Origin of the sequence: Streptomyces sp. NPDC020875 (genome assembly GCF_040641415.1) — a bacterium.
Taxonomy (GTDB): Bacteria; Actinomycetota; Actinomycetes; order Streptomycetales; family Streptomycetaceae; genus Streptomyces.
This window is the reverse complement of sequence record NZ_JBFADP010000026.1, coordinates 1-14121: the sequence shown is the minus strand read 5'-3', so window position 1 is coordinate 14121 and position 14121 is coordinate 1. Positions and strand designations below refer to the sequence as shown.

Genomic DNA, 14121 nt, shown 5'->3' with positions numbered 1-14121 from the left:
GCGCCCCCCGGGTCAGGGCCAGAGCCGGTGCCGCCGCCAGCCCGCGTCGGGGCCGGTGCGCTCGTACCGCAGCCGGGTGTGCAGCCGGTCCTTGTCCGCCTGCCAGAACTCCACGGATGTCGCCCGCACGGTGTAGAGCGTCCACCCGGGACTGACCAGCTCCGGTTCCGCCGCCAGCCGGGCCAGCGCCGAGGCGAACTCCCGCTCCCGCTCGGCGACATCGTCCAGCCGCTCGCTCTGCCGCCCCATCAGCACCTCGGCCCGCGCGGACGCCGACCGGGCCAGCAGATCGGCCGCGCTCTCCCCGGCGGACGCCGCCTCCACCGGGCCGCGTACCCGCACCTGCCGTCCCAGCAGCGGCCAGTAGAAGGTGAGCGCGGCGGCGGGCCGCCCGCCGAGCTGCCGCCCCTTGGGGCTCTCCGCGTACCCCGCGAACTGCCACCCCCGGGCATCCACGTTCTTCACGATCAGCACCCGCGCGTCGGGCACCCCGTCGTCCCCCACGGTGGAGACGGTCATCGCGTGCGCCTCGGGCACCCCGGCGTCGACGGCCTCCCGCAGCCAGCCGAGGAACAGCTCCACGGGATCCTCCGGCGCCTCCTCCGGCACGAACTCCGCCAGCGGCCCCGCGAACACCTCAAGCCCGCGCAGCCACTCCCGTACGCCGCCGTCCGTTCCGTTCTCCGTACTCACCAGGTCCTCCAGTCGTCGTCACCGTGATCGCCGTACCGCTCGAACACCGCACGGAACCATTGTCGGTGCGGCCTGAAACAACAGGGCGGCAAACGGAATATCACCGGCCATCGAATGGCCGGGCGACAACCCCTCCGTACCGCCGATGTCATGGAATGGAATCGTCCGCGTCCGGGTTCCGCGATGAAATCGCCCGGTACGCGACAGTCGCCGCTACATTCCCCGTCGGCCGGTCCGGATCACCGCTTTCCCCGTGACGGCCGGAAAACTCCCCGCCGACCCTTCCCGACCCTTCCCGAAGCTCCCCGAACGTCCCGAACCGTCGCAGAGGATTCCCCATGCCCTTGCAGTACCGGTCCTGCACCTTTCGATACTCCCGAAGGGACCGGCCGGTGCTCGACCGGCTCGATCTGGACTTCTCGACCGGGCATACCGTGCTCCTCGGACCCAACGGCGCCGGGAAGAGCACCCTCCTCTCCCTCGGCGCGGCGGCCGTCAGACCACAGCAGGGCGCCGTCCACTACCAGGAGTTCGACCTCGGGGTCCGCCGCCAGGCGAAGGAGTTCCGGCGCCGGGCGTCCTGGCTGCCGCAGCGGCCCGGTTTCCTGCCCGGGATGACCTGCCGCGAACATGTCGCGTATATCGGCTGGCTGAAGGGCCTGCGGGAACGCGACGCCTGGCGGGCCGCGCCCCACGCGATCGAACGCGTCGGCCTCACCGACCGGCTGAACGACAAGGTCGACCGGCTCTCCGGCGGCCAGCGCCAGCGTGTCGCCATCGCCCAGGCACTCGTCCACGAAGCCGAACTGCTGCTCCTCGACGAACCCACCGCCGGGCTCGACCCGCGGCAGCGCCGCCGCTTCCTCGATCTGCTGGCCTCCCTGCGCGGCACGGTCCAGGTCATCGTCTCCACCCATGACATCGGCGATCTGGACGAGGCGTTCGACGAGGTCGTCGTCCTCGAATCCGGCCGCCCCCGATTCCGCGGCACCGTCCCGGACTTCGCCGCGAACGCCCGCCCGGGCACCGCCGCCGACCGCAGACTGGAGAGCGCCTACGCCTCGTTACTGGAGGCCGCCGAATGATCACCCGGGCCCAGATCCGCTGCTCGGCCATCCCCTGGATCGCCTCCCCGGCGCTGATCTACACCATCCTGTACGTGAACGACTCCGTGTTCGTGAAGTCGTCGCGGTACGCCGTGGAGTCCGGCGAAGCCGCCGCGTACGGCGTCCTGGCGATCACCCCCGCCGTGGCCGGGGCCGCCGCCTGGGAGGCGGGCCGCGACCGGCTGCTGGGCGCGGTCCGCGGCAGCGCCGCCCGGGGCCCGGTCCGCCGGTTCCTCCAGGCCGCCTCCCCCGTCCTCGCCCTCCAGCTCGCCCTCTCCCTGGTGGCCCTCTTCCTGGCCCGCATCACGGTCGGGGTCTGGCCCGGCGAAGCCGCGGGCCTGCTCGCCACGGCCCATCTGGTGCTGCTGCCCGCGGGCTGGCTGGTGATCGGCTGGACCCTCGGAATCCTCCTCCCGCGCGCCCTCGCCGCGCCCGTCGCCGCGATCGGCTGCTGGGTCTGGATGGCCGTACCCCAGTCGACGGGCAATCCGTACATCCGCCATCTCGGCGGCGCGGTCGACGTCAGTTCGAACATCACCGATATCCAGGTGTCCGGCGCCTACACCGTGCCCTGGCTCGTCGTCGCGGGCTTCGCGCTCGCCGCCGTCGCCCTGACCGGGGCCCGCCGCCGCCCCTGGCAGGCCGCCGTGGCGCTCGCCGTCGCCGCAGTCACCTTCCTCACCGGCCGCGCCCTGGTCCTGGACTGGGGCTACCAGACCCCGTTCAAGCCCCGTGACGTCGCCCTCCGCTGCGTCGGCGCCGAGCCCCGGCTCTGCGTCCCGCCGGAGTACCCGGGCGACACCGCGTACGACCGCCGACAACTGATCGGCCCCCTCCACGAACTGGAGGCCGTCGGTGTTCCCATGCCCCGGGAACTCCGCGTCGCCTCCGACGAACTGCCCCTCGGCCCCGGTGTCTGGCCCCTGCACACCGCGTACGCCGACGACCTGGCCGACGCCGCCGCCGTCGGTACGGCCCACGCCCACGCCGGGCCCGGGGAATGCCGGATCCCCGGAGAACGGGCCAGGGCCTGGGCCGCACTGGTGATCGGCCTGCCCGACCCCGATGCGCAGGGCAGCCTGTCGTACGACGACTGGACCGAGGTCCAGCGCGTCCGGGAACTCCCCGCACCCCAACAGGCCGACTGGTTCGAGCGGGCCGCCACGACCGGTCTCCGCTGCCAGAAGGACCTCGTACGGTGAACCGCTACGCCACCACCGTCCGCCGCTGGTGGGCGGTGCCCCCGGCGCTGCTCGCCCTCGTCCTGGTCTGCCGGACGGCGGGCGCCCTGGAACTCCCCGTCCCCAGCCTCTCCGGTGGTACGACCGGGGCCAGGCTCGACCACTTGGCCCCGCTGATCGTCGTCGCCGCCGTCATGTACTGCCTCGACCGAGGCATCCCCGAGGCGGAGGCCACCGCCGTCGCCCCCGTCCGCACCCTGGACGCGGCGGCCCTCCTCCTCACAGGCGCCCTGACCCATCCGGCCGCGCCGCTGGTGGGCCTCGCCGTCCCCCGCAACACCCTGCTCCTGCTGGCCGTCGCGGTCCTGGCTCACCGCCTCACCCATGCGACGGGCGCGACGTTCACCGCCCTCGGAGCCCTGTTCCTCACCCTCCTGATCGCCGACCCGGGGGACCCCTACTGGTGGGCGCTCCCCCTCCACCCCTCCGACAGCCTCCCGGCCTGGCTCGCTTCGGCGGTCCTGTTCGGGGCGGCGCTGTGGTTCAAAGGGGCACGGAGATAGCCCCGTACCGGACGAAACTCAGCTCGTCCGGTACGGGCCCGAGGGCGGCGCAGGTGGCGTGCTGCGGACAGGCGTAGCGGACGGAGTCCTCGCGGTAGCCGACCTCGACGGCGGCGGGGGAGACCCGTCCGCAGACCACACAGGGGCTGTCGGCCGGGGGCGGGACGGCCCGGGTGAGTCCGTCGGGCGTCATCGGCGCGGGTGCCCGGGCGGGAGGGGCAGATGGGCGCCCGGCGGCACGATGTAGAGCCTCCGCCGCCGCCGGGCCTGCTCACGGGCGCGAAGGACGGCTTGGGCCTGCTCCTTGGTGGGGCTGGTCCACGGTCTGCGCCAGGGGTCGGGGGGTGGCGCCGGGACGGTGAGTGGGACCGGTTCCGGTCGGGCCGGGACGAGGAATCGTAAGACCCCCGCGAGTACGCGAAGGATAGGGTCGATCACGGTCGTTCAGCTCCTTGTGCAAGCTGATCGGCAAGCCCCGGCGGTGACCGTTGGCGCGGTCCTGTCGGGGCGCTCTGCTGTTCGGGCGTTTCAGGTGACGGTGGTACGGATCGCCTTGCGGGCGTCGGCCTCCACGGCCAGGGGGTCGGCTCCGGCGGCGATCCGGCGGAAGGCTTCGGTCCGCCAGTCGCGGGGGAGTCTGCGGAGGCGCTGGGCGAGTTCGGGCGCGTCGACGCCGCGCAGGGCTGCGTACGGCGGAAACGGCGGAGGCTCGCCCTTCTCCGTGTACGTGGCGGCTTCGGCCAGCGCCTCGGCGAGGGTGGGCCGGGCGGGGTCGCGGGTACGGGCCCCGTGGTGGAGGTCCCGCAGTACGGCCGCCCGCCAGGCGGCCGGGAGTTCGGCCCACTGCCGCAGTAATCCCTCGGCGACTTCGGCGTCCCGGGTCCGGTCCGGATCGGCCTCGGGCCAGCGCGCGGCCCCGGCGGGGTCGCAGAGTGCGGCGAAGTACGCCACGTCCACGCACAGGTCGGCGAGCCGGGGCCCGTACTCCTCGGCCCGTTCCCCGTGCGGCCAGGTCCGCCCCAGGGCGAGGGAATCCGCGACACACCACCCCAGCCCGGCCCGGATGTACCCGGGCAGTGCCTCCGCCACCACGGAAGCCGTATACGCCTCCCGCACCAACGGCCCCACCCGCCCAGCGAACCGCGCCACCACCGACCACTCCCGTAGCCGCCAGCACCCCAACACGTCCAACGCCCCGCGCACCCCGTCCAGGCCCGCCCCGGGGGCCGGCATTTCGTTCATGATTTAACTCTTTCCTCGGGCCGGGAGAGCGATTGTCGATCTCCCCTCGCTCCAAGCAACTGCGTGGCTACTCTGAGCGGAAGCGCGTTCTCGTGCGCGGCACTTGAAAACCCTGAAAACGCCTGAGTGAAGGTCGTGAACATGGCCAAGCGAGAATCGAACACCGGGCTGGAACGGCTGCTTCGTGAATCCGGCTGGACCTACGCTCAACTGGCCCGTGCGACGAACCAGATCGGTACGGAGCTGAACACTCGGCTTCGTTACGACGAGTCCGCCGTCACGCATTGGCTCGGCGGCACGATTCCCCGGGAGAGGGCACGCCGCTGCGTCGTGGAGGCCCTGTCCCGGCGGCTCAATCGGCATGTGACATACACCGAAGCAGGCTTCCCCGCCCCCCGAAACGGGCAACCGGATACCGAGGTCGACTTGGTGGAGGGGCTGATCGAGTTGGGCAGACAGGACATGGACTCGTCGCGTCGCGGAATCCTGGGGGTCGGCCTCTTCTCGGTGGCGCTGGCCGTGCCGGGGTGGCCGGACGTGGTCGGGCGGGCGGAGGCGCTGAAGACGGGCCGGTCCGCGCGGATCGGGATGTCGGATGTGGAAATGGTCCGGTCCATGACCGACCGGGTGTCGGACCTGGACGATCAGTTCGGCGGTCGGCACGCGCGTCCGCTCGCCGCCACGATCCTGGTGAACACCGTCGCCGAGGCGTTACGTGCCGATGCCCGGCCCGAGGTCCGTAAGGCCATGATGTCCGCAGCCTCGGACCTCTGTTATCTCGCCGGATACATGGCGGTGGACGAGGGACTGCACGGGCTGGCACAGCAGTACTACGTGAAGGCGCTGGAATTCGCGGGTGGGGCGGAGGACCACCTCACCTACTGCACGACGCTACGAGGAATGAGCGTCCAGGCCGCAGGGCTGGGACACGGCTCCAAAGCGCTTGACCTGGCGAACGCCGCCGCTGCCGCGTCCCCTGCCGCCGGACCCCGGATGCGCGCCTTCCTGGTCGGACAGCAGGCCCACGCGGCGGCCATGACCGGTGACAGAACAGGGGCGTTGCGGCAGATGAACGAGGCCGAGCAGGCTCTGAGCCGCGCCGACAGCCAATTGCCCGCCATCGGGAGGTACGACGCCGCAGCCCTGAACTTTCACATCGCCGAGATGCGCCTGGCGCTGAAGGACGTCAAGGGGTCTGTGGAGTCCCTGAGCCAGTCGAGTCAGCTGCGCAGGTCCGTCTATCGGCGCTCTCGTGTCCGGCACAATGCGATGCTCGCCGAGCGTCAGTTCAGGCTCGGGCATCTCGAAGCCGCCTGCCATGACTGGAAGGCGGCACTGGCTGAGTATCCGCTTGTTCAGTCCGGTCGGGTCGATACAGGGATGCAGACCATGATGCGGCTCATCCGGCCGCACACCGGGAACCCGTATGCCCGGGACCTCTACGACCGCGCCCGTGTGGTCCTCCCCGCCCGGCTCATGGGCGGAGTTACCGGGGTGCGCCGCGCCTGAGGGTTCGTTAGGTCACGCGCTCCGCGTCGCCGGGGCGGACCGTGTCCCGGTACCAGCGGCCCCAGGTGTCCAGTTGGCTCATGATCGCGTCGAGTCGGTGCGCGGCGTCGGTCAGGGTGTACTCCACCCGGGGCGGGACCTCTCGGTAGACCGTACGGGTCACCAGGCCGTCGGTCTCCAGTTCGCGGAGCTGGCGGGTCAGCATGCGCGGGGTGATGGCCGGAAGCGCGCGGCCGAGTTCGCCGAAGCGGAGGGTGCCGGGGGTCAGTTGTTTGAGGATCGCCAGTTTCCAGCGGCCCCCCAGAACCTCCATGGCGGACTCGATCGCGCAGTAATCCGGATTCTCTTCCGTCCTGGTGCGCACCGCTGACCTCCATTGCTATACGGAATGACAGTAGGGGACAGATAAGACCGTACTTGTCGGGGGAGTTCATACCTCCTGAGATGGAGCGTATGACGGACAGGGATACGAAAGCACCGGCATTCCCCCCGGCGGAGCCGGACCCGCCGATCTCCTCGTCGCCCCGGCGGTGGACCGTACTGGCCGTGGCGGCGGGCGGGCTGTTCCTGGCCGGGATCGATCTCACCGTGCTGCACGTCGCCGTGCCCGCCGTCAGCCGGGATCTGCGGCCCGGCCCCACCGAGGTGCTGTGGATCGTCGATGTGTATTCGCTGGCGCTCGCCGCCCTCCTGGTCACCTGCGGCACCCTGGGCGACCGGATCGGGCGGCGGCGGATGGTCCTCGGCGGGTTCGCCGCGTTCGGGCTGGCCTCGGCGGTGTGTGCCTTCGCGGCCTCCACCGGGCAGCTCATCGCCGCCCGCGCGGCCCTCGGCGTCAGCGCCGCGATGATCATGGCGTCCACGGTGGCGATCATCAGGGTCACCTTCGCCGACGCCCGCGAACGGGCCCTCGCGATCGGGATCTGGACCTCCGCGCACAGCGTCGGCGCGACCCTCGGTCCGCTGATCGGCGGTCTGGTCTCCGAACGGTGGGGCTGGGGCGCGGTCTTCCTGGTCAACGTGCCCGTCGTCGCGGTACTGCTCGCCGTGGGCGCGCGGGTGATCCCGGAGTCGAGGAACCCCGTACCCCGCCGCTGGGACCTGATCGGCGTGCTGCTCTCCGTGGCCGGACTCGCGGCCGTCGTCTACGCGCTCAAGGAGTTCGGCGAACATACCGAGGTCACTACCGCGTTCCTCGTCACCGCCCTCGGCGGCACGGCCCTGCTCTACGTCTTCGTCCGCCGCCAACGGCGCCTGGACGAGCCCCTGCTGGACTTCTCCCTCTTCGCCGAGCGCCGCTTCTCCACCGCCACCCTCTGTGTGATCGGCTGCTTCGGCGGCTATGTCGCCCTGCTCTTCTTCCTCACCCAGTGGCTTCAGCAGGCCGGTGGCTACAGCCCCCTGCGCGCCGGTCTCGCCCTGATGCCGCTGGCCGCCGCCAACGCCGTCGGCGCCGTCACCGCGCCCCGGGTGGCGGCCCGCTGGGGCAACCGCCGGGCGCTCACCGGGGCGCTGCTGCTCTTCGCCCTCGCCTACGCGGTGATCGCCGCCGGCGGCGACCCGGCCCACTACCCCGTCACCCTGCTCCCGGCACTGCTCGCCGCCGGATACGGCGCCGGGATCGTGATGACCCTCGGCGCCGACACCATCATGGGCGCGGCCCGCCCCGAACGCTCCGGGGAGGCGGCGGCGATCCAGGAGACCTCGTTCGAACTCGGCGCCGGGCTCGGTGTCGCCGTCTTCGGCACCGTCGTGGCCCTGGTCTACCGGGACGCCGTACCGTCCGTCCCCGGCCTCGACCCGGGGGAGCGGGCCGCCGTCGGAGAGTCGTTCACCGCCGCCGAGAGCATCCTTACGGGGCTCCCGCCCGCGACCGCCGACGCCGTACGGGACGCCGCCCGGTACGCGTACGACCAGGGCTTCACCGTTGTCTCGGCGATCGCGGCCGCCTGGCTCGCCGCCACCGCGACCCTGGCCGCCGTACTGCTGCGCCCCCGCAAGGTATCCGGCGCCGACCGCCTCCGGGCCCGCGAGTAGCCACCTTTTTGTGGGTACTTGGCAGCGCCCGCCCGCCGGGGGAGTCTGATGGTGCGACGCGACGCGCGGGACCGGGTGATCCGACCGGAACGAGGAGAGACGAGATGAGCTAGGAGACCGCCCGGTCGGCGGCGGCGGACCGCTGTTCGGCCAGTTTGTCCAGGCGGCGATGACCCCAGTCCGCGACCGGGGCCAGCGCCTCGGAGAGTTCCACTCCGAATTCGGACAGGGAGTAGACCGTCTTCAGCGGCAGTACGTCGTGCACCTCGCGGTCGACCAGCCCGTCGGACTCCATTTCGCGCAGCGCCTGAGTCATCACCTTCTCGGAGATCCCCGGCAGTATCCGGCGCAGCTCACCCGGCCGGTGCGGACCGGATTCGAGCGCCCACAGCAGGGCCGTCTTCCACTTGCCGTCGATCACCGCGATCGCGGCGGTCACCCCGCACACATCCGGATCCTGCGCCCGCGTACGCGGCATCGTCACCAACCCCCTTCACCGATTCATTCCTTTCTATTCTGTACGGAGCTGAAGCATGTCCGCGAAGACCCGAACCACCACCGGCAACGCCGTCACGGTGATCGGCCTCGGCCCGATGGGCCGGGCCCTGGCCGCCGCCTTTCTGAAGGCCGGGGTTGCCACCACGGTCTGGAACCGCACCCCGGGCCGGGACCGTGAGCTGGCCGCGGCGGGCGCGGTCGCCGCCACCTCCCCCGAGGAGGCCGTCGCGGCGAACGAGCTGATCGTGGTCTGCGTGGTCGACTACGACGCCACCGACGCGATCCTGCGGCGTCCCGAGGTCACCGCCGCGCTCAAGGGACGTACCGTCGTCAATCTCTCCGCCGACGTGCCCGCCCGGGCCCGGGAGGCCGGGGAATGGGCCGCCGAGCACGGTGTCCGCTACCTCGACGGCGCGATCATGGTGCCGACCACCGTCGTCGGCACCCCGGACGGCGTCTTCCTCTACAGCGGCCCGGCGGAGCTGTACGCCGAGCACAAGCCCGTCCTCGACGCGCTGGACGGCGGCCACACCCACCTCGGCGAGGACATCGGCCGGGCCGCGGCCTTCGACATCGCCCTGCTGGACATCTGGTGGACCTCGATGACCGGCTATATGCACGCCCTGGCCATCGCCCGCGCCGAAGGCATCAGCGGCCGGGAACTGGCGCCGTTCGCCCAGGGCATCGGGAAGATCCTGCCGCCCTCCTTCGACGAGGCCGCGATCGCGCTGGACGACGGCACCCACACCGCCGTCATCAACCCGATGACCTCGTCCGCCTCCACGATGGCCCACATCATCCACGCCTCCGAGGCCCACGGCATCGACGCGAGCATCATGCGCGCCGTGGAGGGCGTCACCCGCCGCGCCATCGGGCTGGGCCACGGCGACGACGACATCAGCCGGGTCGCGGAGCTGCTGGGGCGCCGCGCCTGACGGCCCCGTCGTACGGGTCGCGCCGTAGCGGCCCCGTCATACGAGCCGCCGTACGGGTCGGGCCGGTCCTGCCGGGACCGGCCCGTACGGCGTACGGCGTGAACAGGCAGAATGGGGACCATGGACGCCCAGGACCCCGTTTCCGGCCCGGCGGACGGCCCGTACGCCTCGGACGGCTCGCACGCTCCGTACGCCTTCACCGTCGGATTCGACCTCGACATGACCCTGATCGACTCACGGCCCGGGATCCACGCGACCTACGTCCGGCTCTCCGAGGAGACCGGGGTACCGATCGACGCCGATCTCGCCGTGACCCGGCTCGGGCCGCCGCTGGAGCAGGAGCTGGCGCACTGGTTCCCCGACGACCGGATCCAGGCCACGGCGGACCGGTACCGGGAGATCTATCCCGAGTACGCCATCGAGCCCACCCGCGCCCTCCCCGGCGCCCACGACGCCGTACGCGCCGTCCGGGAGCACGGCGGACGGTCCGTCGTCGTCACCGCCAAACACGAACCCAACGCCAAACTGCACCTCGCGCACCTCGGCATCGCCCCGGACGCGGTGATCGGCTGGCTCTGGGCCGAGGGCAAGGCGGAAGCCCTGCGCGAGTACGGCGCCACCGCGTACGTCGGCGACCACACCGGGGACGTCCGCGGCGCCAGGACCGCCGGGGCGCTGGCCGTCACCGTCCCCACCGGCCCCTGCTCCGCCGCCGACCTGCTCGAAGCGGGAGCCGATGTGGTGCTCGACGATCTGACCGCCTTCCCCGGCTGGCTCCGGGAGCACGCCCCGGAGCTGCGGGCCCGTACCGCCCGTACCGCCTGATCCGGGCCGGGCCGCTCGATCCGGGCCGGGCCGCCGGTACCGGCCGTACCGCCTGATCCGGCCGAAGAAGCGGCCCGGTCAGTCCGTCACCGCTTTCGCCGTCCGCCGCTGCGCCGCGATCGACCGGAACACCCCCGCGCCCGCGATCGCGAAACCGACCCCCATCAGCATGCAGACGGCATAGGCCACGGGCGGGAAGGGATCCGTTCCCAGGAACATCGGGACGAAGGTGATCAGGGTGGCCACCGCGCCGATGACGAAGACGATCGCGCCGGCCCGGACGAGCCCGTCCCCCGGCGCGGAAGGAGTAGCAGTCATCCGGCCAGGGTAGTTCCCGGCGGGGACGAACCGTTCGGCGACGTCTTGTCACCAGCCCCTGGACCATTAGCCTGGGGTGTGGTGCGGGTCGGGCGACCCGCCGTACTGCTATCCGGACCGTTTTTCACCGAGTTTGCTGTTTTTACCGAGTTTCCTCAGGGCTCTGCGTTTTCTACAGTTCCCTACAGTTTCCCGAACAGCTTCCCGAGTCTTCGTGGCGCGCCCGCGCCCGACGAAACGCCCCGACGAGTACAAGGACGAGGACAGACGTGCCTACCGGCAAAGTCAAATGGTTCAACAGCGAGAAGGGCTTCGGCTTTCTCTCCCGCGACGACGGCGGCGACGTCTTCGTGCACTCGTCAGTGCTGCCCGACGGAGTCGATTCGCTGAAGCCCGGCCAGCGGGTGGAATTCGGTGTCGTCGCAGGTCAGCGCGGAGACCAGGCGCTTTCTGTCGTCGTACTCGACCCGACGCCCTCCGTCGCCGCCGCCCAGCGGCGCAAGCCGGACGAGCTGGCGTCGATCGTCCAGGACCTGACCACCCTCCTCGAAAACGTCACCCAGCAGCTGGAACGCGGCCGGTACCCCGAGAAGGCGCACGGCGCGAAGATCGCGGGCATGCTGCGGGCGGTGGCGGACCAGCTCGACGTCTGACCGGGGTTCGGCGGCGTTCGACCGCCGCGGCGTCCGACGACCGGTACGACCGGCGTCCCGCCGACACTGTGACGGTACGGCCGTCACCCGGGTCGCTCCCCTGATCGGGTGAGCCCGGCGCACCGAGGCCGAGGGGCGGTACAAGCCCCTCGGCCGTTTCTGTGCCGCGCGCCCCCGCGCGCCCCCCGCTCCCGTCCTCCGGGGCTACGGGAAGTCCAGCGCCCCCGGTGCCAGCGCCGGGACCAGCCCCTCCGCCGCCGCCCGGGTCAGCAGCCCCCGTACCGCCGCATAGCCGTTCGGGCCCAGATCCGCCGTGAACTCGTTCACATACAAGCCGATATGCCGGTCCGCGACCGACGGATCCATCTCCTGAGCGTGCTCCCGGACATACGGCCGCGACACCTCCGGGTCGTCCCAGGCCATCCGGACCGACGCCCGCGCCGACTCCGCCAGCAGCCGCAGCCGCTCCGCGCCCAGCGACCGCTTCGCGATGATCGCGCCCAGCGGGATCGGCAGCCCGGTCGTCTCCTCCCAGTGCTCACCCATATCGGCCAGCCGCGTCAGCCCGTACTCCTGGTACGTGAACCGCGCCTCGTGGATCACCAGACCGGCGTCCACCACACCGTCCCGCACGGCGGGCATGATCTCGTGGAACGGCAGCACCACGACCTCCCCGACCCCGCCGGGCACCCGGTCCGCCGCCCAGAGCCGGAACAGGAGATACGCCGTCGACCGCTCCGACGGCACCGCGACGGTACGCCCCGCGAGGTCGGCGGCCGTACGGATCCCGCCACCCGAGACGTCCGTGGGACGGGTCAGCACCAAGGGGCCGCAGCCGCGCCCCAGCGCCCCGCCGCACGGCAGCAGCGCGTACTCGTCCAGGACCCAGGGCAACACCGCGTACGACACCTTCAGGACCGTGCCCTCGCCCCGCTCGGCCATCCCGTTGGTGATATCGATATCCGCGAACGTCACATCCAGCGGCGGCGCGCCCGGCACCCGGCCGTGGGCCCACGCGTCGAAGACGAAGGTGTCATTGGGGCAGGGGGAGTACGCGATGTCCATCAGCTCTCCTCGGCCGGTGAAAGCCCGTCCTGTGCCAGTGGCCCCGGGGCCGGTGACAGGAGCGCCGGGGCCGGGCCGTCGAAAAGGGGCCGCAGCCGCCGGAAACCCTCCTCCAGCGCCGCCAGCGCGTCCTTGATCCGCCAGGCGCCCCGGTCCCGGGGACCGACCGCGTTGGAGACCGCCCGGACCTCCAGCACCGGCAGCCCGAACACGGCCGCCGCCTCCGCCACGCCGAACCCCTCCATCGCCTCCGCACCAGCCCCCGGATGACGCCCGCTCAACTCGGCCGCCCGCGCCGCCGAACCCGTCACCGACGACACCGTCAGCACCGGAGCCAGCAGCCCGCCCGTCAGCCGGGCGACCTCCCGGGCCACCTCACGCGGCGACTCGTACCGGTCCCGGCCGAAACCCAGCTCACCGAGCGGCAGCCAGCCGCCGTCCGGCGTACCGGCACCCAGATCCGCCGCGACGATCACATCGGCGACGACGAGAGAGCCGACGGGAGCCCGCGGGGCGAAACCGCCACCGATACCGGCGGAGACCACCAGGTCATACGGGGGCGCCCCGGCCGCTGCGGTCGCTCCGGCCCGGCTCAGCGCCACCGCCGTACGGGCCGCGACAGCCGCCGGGCCCACACCACCGGCCAGCACCTCGACACCGGGCCCGGCGCCCGCCACGACGGCCGACGCCTCCGGGGCGACGGCGGTCACGACCAGTACGCGCATCTCACCGCCTCCGGTCGCCGACCGCGAGAACTGCGATCAGCTCGACTTCTTCAGCTTGAACTGCCAGACACCGACCGGCTGCTTGTTCTTCAGCTCCACGATCTGCAGCCGCAGCTCGTCCTGGCCACCCGGCGGGAAGAACGCGCGGCTGTTGATCGACTGGTACGTCTTCGTGGACTCCTCGGCCTCGTTCGAGAGCGAGCCCTCCACCCCGAGCACCCAGCCGTTCTCCGCGATCGCCGTGTCCACGCCGATCCGCAGCGGCTGATCCGGATCCAGCTTCAGCGTCTTACCGGTCTTCTTCATGCACTCGTCGTACACGTCCTTGGCGAGCGGCTTGCCGTCGTTGTAGCAGGCGGCCTCCGTGTTCACCGACTCCGTGCCGATCGTCAGAGTCGCGACCGGAGTCGGCTTTTCACAAGCGGTGAGGGCGAGGAGCCCGGCGCCGACGACGGCGACGGAGGCAGCGGCCCGGCGGCGGGTCCCGGACAAGAACGCAACGGTCATGCCCGAAGGCTATCTGCCCACGCCCCGCGCTCCACGCGCGGGCCCCTCCCGGAGGGTCGCGGGGTCGCCTCCCGCGGGGGCGCCTCCCGCTGTGGGGTGCGCTGAGTGGGGGCGCCTGGTGCCGGGGTTGCCTGTGCTCAGGCGGGCTGTTCGCGCCTCGCGCCTCGGGCGCCTGGTGTGGGGTTGCCTGTGCCCAGGCGGGGCGGTTCGCGCCTCAGGCGCCGGCGGGGCTGTTGAAGATGTGACCGTCACTCCAGCGGTATG

General features: G+C 71.9%; 18 protein-coding genes. 8 read left to right on the top strand and 10 right to left on the bottom strand.

Annotated features, from left to right (window positions below):
- Positions 1–12: 12 nt before the first annotated feature.
- The gene (locus tag AB0G74_RS16970; protein ID WP_361146516.1) at positions 13–693 is read right to left on the bottom strand and encodes a pyridoxal 5'-phosphate synthase; all 681 of its coding nucleotides are present in this window, start codon (positions 691–693) and stop codon (positions 13–15) included.
- 338 nt (positions 694–1031) lie between these two features.
- Here AB0G74_RS16970 and AB0G74_RS16965 point away from each other — a divergent pair, with 338 nt between their 5' ends.
- The 3 genes from AB0G74_RS16965 to AB0G74_RS16955 are packed head-to-tail and all read left to right on the top strand — an operon-like array spanning position 1032 to position 3543.
- Positions 1032–1778 (top strand): ATP-binding cassette domain-containing protein, encoded by a 747-nt coding sequence (locus tag AB0G74_RS16965; RefSeq protein WP_361146513.1) that lies wholly within the window; start codon positions 1032–1034, stop codon positions 1776–1778.
- The gene (locus AB0G74_RS16960; protein ID WP_361146510.1) at positions 1775–3001 is read left to right on the top strand and encodes a hypothetical protein; all 1227 of its coding nucleotides are present in this window, start codon (positions 1775–1777) and stop codon (positions 2999–3001) included. Before AB0G74_RS16965 ends, AB0G74_RS16960 begins: the two co-directional genes overlap by 4 nt.
- Positions 2998–3543, top strand: coding sequence for a hypothetical protein (locus AB0G74_RS16955; protein ID WP_361146507.1), 546 nt, complete (start codon positions 2998–3000; stop codon positions 3541–3543). Before AB0G74_RS16960 ends, AB0G74_RS16955 begins: the two co-directional genes overlap by 4 nt.
- On the opposite strand, the gene AB0G74_RS16950 is transcribed toward AB0G74_RS16955, so the two are convergent.
- The 3 genes from AB0G74_RS16950 to AB0G74_RS16940 form a co-directional block, all read right to left on the bottom strand.
- Positions 3524–3736 (bottom strand): hypothetical protein, encoded by a 213-nt coding sequence (locus tag AB0G74_RS16950; protein WP_361146505.1) that lies wholly within the window; start codon positions 3734–3736, stop codon positions 3524–3526. The genes AB0G74_RS16955 and AB0G74_RS16950 overlap by 20 nt on opposite strands.
- Positions 3733–3981, bottom strand: coding sequence for a hypothetical protein (locus AB0G74_RS16945; RefSeq protein WP_361146502.1), 249 nt, complete (start codon positions 3979–3981; stop codon positions 3733–3735). Before AB0G74_RS16945 ends, AB0G74_RS16950 begins: the two co-directional genes overlap by 4 nt.
- A 90-nt stretch (positions 3982–4071) precedes the next feature.
- The gene (locus AB0G74_RS16940; RefSeq protein WP_361146499.1) at positions 4072–4785 is read right to left on the bottom strand and encodes a hypothetical protein; all 714 of its coding nucleotides are present in this window, start codon (positions 4783–4785) and stop codon (positions 4072–4074) included.
- A gap of 141 nt (positions 4786–4926) precedes the next feature.
- Between AB0G74_RS16940 and AB0G74_RS16935 the strand changes: the two genes are divergently transcribed.
- The gene (locus AB0G74_RS16935; RefSeq protein ID WP_361146757.1) at positions 4927–6294 is read left to right on the top strand and encodes a tetratricopeptide repeat protein; all 1368 of its coding nucleotides are present in this window, start codon (positions 4927–4929) and stop codon (positions 6292–6294) included.
- Between the two features lie 7 nt (positions 6295–6301).
- Here the strand turns inward: AB0G74_RS16935 and AB0G74_RS16930 are convergent, their stop codons facing one another.
- The gene (locus AB0G74_RS16930; protein ID WP_361146496.1) at positions 6302–6658 is read right to left on the bottom strand and encodes a helix-turn-helix domain-containing protein; all 357 of its coding nucleotides are present in this window, start codon (positions 6656–6658) and stop codon (positions 6302–6304) included.
- Positions 6659–6747: 89 nt separating this feature from the next.
- Between AB0G74_RS16930 and AB0G74_RS16925 the strand changes: the two genes are divergently transcribed.
- Positions 6748–8331: an MFS transporter gene (locus AB0G74_RS16925; protein ID WP_361146493.1), complete on the top strand. Its 1584-nt coding sequence runs from the start codon at positions 6748–6750 to the stop codon at positions 8329–8331.
- 109 nt (positions 8332–8440) lie between these two features.
- On the opposite strand, the gene AB0G74_RS16920 is transcribed toward AB0G74_RS16925, so the two are convergent.
- Positions 8441–8809 carry a helix-turn-helix domain-containing protein gene (locus AB0G74_RS16920; RefSeq protein ID WP_361146490.1) on the bottom strand — a complete coding sequence of 123 codons (369 nt, stop codon included), beginning with the start codon at positions 8807–8809 and terminating at the stop codon, positions 8441–8443.
- 55 nt (positions 8810–8864) lie between these two features.
- Between AB0G74_RS16920 and AB0G74_RS16915 the strand changes: the two genes are divergently transcribed.
- A complete protein-coding gene (locus AB0G74_RS16915) occupies positions 8865–9764 on the top strand; it encodes an NAD(P)-binding domain-containing protein (protein WP_361146487.1) in 900 nt (299 codons plus the stop codon).
- A 120-nt stretch (positions 9765–9884) separates the two neighbouring features.
- Positions 9885–10589, top strand: coding sequence for a haloacid dehalogenase-like hydrolase (locus AB0G74_RS16910; RefSeq protein WP_361146484.1), 705 nt, complete (start codon positions 9885–9887; stop codon positions 10587–10589).
- Positions 10590–10667: 78 nt separating this feature from the next.
- Here AB0G74_RS16910 and AB0G74_RS16905 read toward each other — a convergent pair whose 3' ends face one another.
- Positions 10668–10907, bottom strand: coding sequence for a hypothetical protein (locus AB0G74_RS16905; protein WP_361146481.1), 240 nt, complete (start codon positions 10905–10907; stop codon positions 10668–10670).
- A 269-nt stretch (positions 10908–11176) separates the two neighbouring features.
- On the opposite strand from AB0G74_RS16905, the gene AB0G74_RS16900 reads away from it, so the two are divergent.
- Positions 11177–11560, top strand: coding sequence for a cold-shock protein (locus AB0G74_RS16900; RefSeq protein ID WP_361146478.1), 384 nt, complete (start codon positions 11177–11179; stop codon positions 11558–11560).
- Between the two features lie 204 nt (positions 11561–11764).
- Here the strand turns inward: AB0G74_RS16900 and AB0G74_RS16895 are convergent, their stop codons facing one another.
- From AB0G74_RS16895 to AB0G74_RS16885, 3 genes are read right to left on the bottom strand one after another with little or no spacing between them, the layout of a single operon-like run.
- Positions 11765–12625, bottom strand: coding sequence for a 1,4-dihydroxy-6-naphthoate synthase (locus tag AB0G74_RS16895; RefSeq protein WP_361146475.1), 861 nt, complete (start codon positions 12623–12625; stop codon positions 11765–11767).
- Complete coding sequence (locus tag AB0G74_RS16890) at positions 12625–13350, bottom strand: futalosine hydrolase (protein WP_361146472.1); 726 nt, start codon at positions 13348–13350, stop codon at positions 12625–12627. The genes AB0G74_RS16895 and AB0G74_RS16890 overlap by 1 nt, the downstream gene beginning before the upstream one ends.
- Before the next feature lie 36 nt (positions 13351–13386).
- Entirely contained in the window at positions 13387–13857 is a 471-nt protein-coding gene (locus AB0G74_RS16885; RefSeq protein WP_361146469.1) for a DUF2771 domain-containing protein, read from the bottom strand.
- Positions 13858–14121 lie beyond the last annotated feature (264 nt).